The following is a 4,747-nucleotide window of genomic DNA, read 5'->3' as shown; positions in this document are numbered from 1 at the left end:
CGGCGCCCGGCCAGCCGCCGGGCTGGGCGCGTCCGGCCGCGCGACGGCAGTACGGGCAGTCGTCGACGTGCCGGACCAGTTCCCTGCGCAGCGCCGGGCTCAGCACGAGCTGGTGGTCGCCGGTGAGGCGGGCGACGCCGGGGCAGGCGCCGGTCTCCACGACGACGAGGGCGGCCCGGGTGCGTTCGACCTCGCAGGCGGCGGAGGCCAGCAGGTCGCGGGCGGCGGCGAGGCCGAGCCCGAGGACGGCGGCGACCTCGTGGACGGCGAGGTGGTGACGGACCGCGAGTTCGAGGGCCTCGCGCTGCTCGGGGGTGGTTCCGGCGGCCTCGGGCCAGGCGAGCAGGGCCAGCTCGCGGCGGCGCTCCCGCTCGTCCCCGGCGGGCGCCGGATCTGAGGCGGCGGCCGGGGCGCCGCGGGTGCCGCGCGCGCCCGCCGCGTGACCGCCCTGGCGTTTCTGCCGCGCCTCGGTCAGTTTGCGCAGGCACGCCCAGCGGGCCAGCGCGTACAGCCAGGCGCGGCGCTCCCCCGGGGCGTCGGGGCCGCGCCGCCGGTCGGCGAGGGCGAGGGCGTCGGTGAGGGCGGCGGTGGCCGTGTCGTGGTCGCACAGGACGGACAGGCAGTAGGTGAACAGCCCGTCCAGGTACGGCTCGTAGCGTGTGGGGGGTCCCTGCGCCAGGGTGCGCGCCGCACCGCGGTCGCGCTCCTCACGGTGCGCCCGGTGTGCGCCGGGGGCGCGGGTCGAGGTCTCCGGACTGCTACTCATCCATGGACCGTAGGGGGCGCGGAGGGGCACCTTCCTCCCGCTTAAGCATATTTACTCCGTACGGGTGAAACGATCCCTCATCCGTGAACCGCAGGTCCCGGGCTCCGGCCCCGTGGACGCGGACGGACGTCCTCCGCACCGGGCAGGTCGGCGTTGTCGGTGGGGGCGGCTACGGTTCGGTCATGGCTGCCCGCACCAAGACCACCAAGGAACGCCCGTCCTACCGCTGCACGGAGTGCGGCTGGCAGACGGCGAAGTGGCTCGGCCGCTGCCCCGAGTGCCAGGCGTGGGGGACGGTCGAGGAGTACGGCGTCCCCGCGGTCCGCACCACCGCGCCGGGCCGCGTCACCACCTCCGCGCTCCCCATCGGCCAGGTCGACGTCCGGCAGGCCACCGCCCGCTCCACCGGCGTGCCCGAGCTGGACCGGGTGCTCGGCGGCGGCCTGGTGCCGGGCGCCGTGGTGCTGCTCGCGGGCGAGCCGGGCGTCGGCAAGTCCACGCTGCTCCTCGACGTGGCGGCCAAGTCGGCCGACGCGGAGCACCGCACCCTGTACGTGACCGGCGAGGAGTCGGCCAGCCAGGTCCGGCTGCGCGCCGACCGCATCCACGCCGTCGACGACCACCTGTACCTCGCCGCCGAGACGGACCTGGCCGCCGTCCTCGCCCATCTGGACGCGGTGCAGCCCGCGCTGCTGATCCTGGACTCGGTGCAGACGGTCGCCTCCCCGGAGATCGACGGCGCCCCCGGCGGCATGGCCCAGGTCCGCGAGGTGGCCGGGGCGCTGATCCGGGCCTCCAAGGAGCGCGGCATGTCCACCCTGCTGGTGGGTCACGTCACCAAGGACGGCGCGATCGCGGGCCCGCGCCTGCTGGAGCACCTGGTCGACGTCGTCCTGCACTTCGAGGGCGACCGGCACGCCAGGCTGCGGCTGGTGCGCGGCGTGAAGAACCGCTACGGCGCGACCGACGAGGTCGGCTGCTTCGAACTGCACGACGAGGGCATCGTCGGCCTCGCCGACCCCAGCGGCCTCTTCCTGACCCGGCGGGACGAGCCGGTCCCCGGCACCTGCCTGACCGTCACCCTGGAGGGCCGCCGCCCGCTGGTCGCCGAGGTCCAGGCGCTGACCGTCGACTCGCAGATCCCCTCCCCCCGCCGCACCACCTCCGGCCTGGAGACGTCCCGGGTCTCGATGATGCTGGCCGTCCTGGAGCAGCGCGGCCGGATCAGCGCGCTCGGCAAGCGGGACATCTACTCGGCGACGGTCGGCGGGGTGAAGCTGTCCGAACCGGCCGCCGACCTCGCGATCGCGCTCGCCCTGGCGTCGGCGGCGAGCGACACCCCGCTGCCCAAGAACCTGGTCGCGATCGGCGAGGTGGGGCTCGCGGGCGAGGTCAGACGGGTCACCGGCGTGCAGCGCAGACTGGCCGAGGCGCACCGGCTCGGGTTCACGCACGCGCTGGTGCCGGGGGACCCGGGGAAGATCCCGCCCGGTATGAAGGTCCTGGAAGTGGCCGACATGGGAGACGCCCTGCGGGTCCTGCCGCGCTCCCCTCGCCGGGACGCCCCACAGGACGAGGAGCGGCGCCGGTAGACTTTGCCCTGGTCTCGCCCGTCCGTACGAACATCCCGTGCGGAACGGGGGCGCCCAGAACCTGCGAGCCGGAGGAGTGCAGTGGCAGCCAACGACCGGGCGTCAGCTCCCGGAAAGTCCGGTGGGAGTTCCGGTGCCGATGCCATGATGCGCGCCTCGCTGAGCGCCGTGGCTCCCGGCACAGCCCTGCGCGACGGCCTGGAGCGGGTGCTCCGCGGCAACACCGGAGGGCTCATCGTGCTGGGCTCCGACAAGACCGTCGAGACCATGTGCACGGGCGGTTTCGTGCTGGACGTCGAGTTCACCGCCACGCGCCTGCGTGAGCTGTGCAAGCTCGACGGCGGCATCGTCGTCTCCTCGGACCTCTCCAAGATCCTGCGCGCGGGCGTCCAGCTGGTGCCGGACCCGACGATCCCCACCGAGGAGACGGGCACCCGGCACCGCACCGCCGACCGGGTCTCCAAACAGGTCGGGTTCCCGGTCGTCTCGGTCTCCCAGTCGATGCGCCTGATCGCGCTCTACGTGGACGGCCAGCGCCGCGTCCTGGAGGACTCGGCGGCGATCCTGTCCCGCGCCAACCAGGCCCTGGCCACCCTGGAGCGGTACAAGCTCCGCCTCGACGAGGTCGCGGGCACCCTGTCCGCGCTGGAGATCGAGGACCTGGTGACGGTCCGGGACGTCTCCGCGGTCGCCCAGCGGCTGGAGATGGTCCGCAGGATCGCCACCGAGATCGCCGAGTACGTCGTCGAACTGGGCACCGACGGCCGCCTGTTGGCCCTCCAGCTCGACGAACTCATCGCGGGCGTCGAGCCCGAGCGGGAGCTGGTCGTGCGGGACTACGTGCCCGAGCCCACCGCCAAGCGGTCCCGCACGGTCGACGAGGCGCTCTCCGAACTGGACGCGCTCAGCCACGCCGAGCTGCTCGAACTGCCCACCGTGGCACGGGCGTTGGGGTACACGGGTTCGCCCGAGACGCTCGACTCGGCGGTCTCCCCGCGCGGCTTCCGGCTGCTGGCCAAGGTGCCGCGGCTGCCCGGCGCGATCATCGACCGGCTGGTCGAGCACTTCGGCGGCCTGCAGAAACTGCTGGCGGCGAGCGTCGACGACCTCCAGGCCGTCGACGGCGTCGGCGAGGCCCGCGCCCGCAGCGTCCGCGAGGGCCTGTCCCGGCTGGCGGAGTCGTCGATCCTGGAACGGTACGTGTAGCGGGGCCGGAACGGTACGTGTAGCGGGCCCGGAACGGTACGTGTAGCGGGGCGAACGCGAAAGGGCCGCGGCCGACCGGATCAACCTCCGGTCGGCCGCGGCCCGCGTTCGTCGTCAGCTCTGGTCAGCCCTGGTCAGCCCTGGTCGCAACCCGGTGCTTCCCTGGTCGTTCCCTGTCAGTCCTTCTCGATCACGAACGACGTCTGCGCCTTGGCGAAGCCGGGCGCCTTCGCCTCCACCAGGTAGGTGCCCGCCTTGGCCGACCCGGCGGGCGGCGTGGCGCACTGCGGGGAGCTGGGCTTGAGGTCCCACTTCACAATGTAGGTGACGGCGCTGTGCGCGGGCACCTTGAACACCAGGCTCTTGGCGCCCTTCGGGCAGTCCTCGGAGGACCAGTAGTCGCCGCTCTTGCCGGACTCGCTGATCGCGACGACCGTGTTCTTCGGACCGAGGTCGATCTTGCAGTCGGCGCCCGAGGTGTTCTCCGCGGTGAGCAGCAACGACGGCTTCTCGCCGGGCGCGTAGGTGTTGTGCTCGCTGCGCAGGCCGAGCCGCACCGCTCCGGAGCCGCAGTCGGGCAGCGACGAACCGCCGGGCAGCGCGTCGCCCGCGACGACCCCGGCGCCGGACCCCACGGAACCGGAACCACCGGCGCCACCGGACCCGCCCGCGCCCGAACCGCCGGAGGACCCCGCGGAGCCGGAGGAGTCCCCGGAGCCCGAGGAGTCGCCGGAACCGCCCGACCCGTCCGACCCGCCGGAACCGGAGCCCGAACCCGAGCCGCCGGAACCGCCCGACTCGTCCCGGCCGCCCGGCGCGTCGCTGATCGCGGGGCCCGACTCGGAGGGCCCGGGGCCGATCGAAGCCGTGGGGTGCTTCGCGTCACCTCCGCCGGCGCCGTCCTTGCCGTCCCCGCCGGAGACCAGGAACCAGAGGGCGATCAGGGCCAACACCGCGATCATGGACAGCAGTAGGACCCTCCGTCGCCAGTAGATGGAGGAGGGAAGCGGCCCGACCGGATTGCGCAGAGATCCCACGCGCCAAACTCTACGAGAGAAAGGCGTGTTACCCGGTCCCACCCGCCGCCCCTACCTCAACTTTTCCGGATCATCATCCAACTCGCTTGGATCATCGGGGCACATGACGGACGAACAGGTGCGGGTTGGCCGCGGGCGGGGGTGGC

The 4,747-nt window shown here is 73.5% G+C and carries 3 protein-coding genes and 1 pseudogene; 2 read left to right on the top strand and 2 right to left on the bottom strand.

Annotation, left to right across the window (positions count from 1 at the left end; all coding sequences use genetic code 11):
• A pseudogene (locus tag GA0115242_RS29795) lies at positions 1 to 766 on the bottom strand (hypothetical protein); the annotation flags it as partial.
• Positions 767 to 948: 182 nt separating this feature from the next.
• Between GA0115242_RS29795 and radA the strand changes: the two are divergent.
• Both radA and disA read left to right on the top strand, forming a co-directional pair.
• A complete protein-coding gene (radA, locus tag GA0115242_RS29790; RefSeq protein ID WP_093833936.1) occupies positions 949 to 2,358 on the top strand; it encodes a DNA repair protein RadA in 1,410 nt (469 codons plus the stop codon).
• Positions 2,359 to 2,439: 81 nt separating this feature from the next.
• Complete coding sequence (gene disA / locus GA0115242_RS29785) at positions 2,440 to 3,564, top strand: DNA integrity scanning diadenylate cyclase DisA (protein ID WP_093833934.1); 1,125 nt, start codon at positions 2,440 to 2,442, stop codon at positions 3,562 to 3,564.
• 176 nt (positions 3,565 to 3,740) lie between these two features.
• Here disA and GA0115242_RS29780 read toward each other — a convergent pair whose 3' ends face one another.
• Positions 3,741 to 4,601, bottom strand: coding sequence for a hypothetical protein (locus GA0115242_RS29780; protein ID WP_093833932.1), 861 nt, complete (start codon positions 4,599 to 4,601; stop codon positions 3,741 to 3,743).
• Positions 4,602 to 4,747 lie beyond the last annotated feature (146 nt).

The sequence above is a fragment of the Streptomyces sp. SolWspMP-5a-2 genome, assembly GCF_900091845.1.
GTDB lineage: Bacteria > Actinomycetota > Actinomycetes > Streptomycetales > Streptomycetaceae > Streptomyces > Streptomyces doudnae.
The sequence above is the reverse complement of the archived record's forward strand: the minus strand, read 5'-3'. Positions and strand labels throughout refer to the sequence as shown.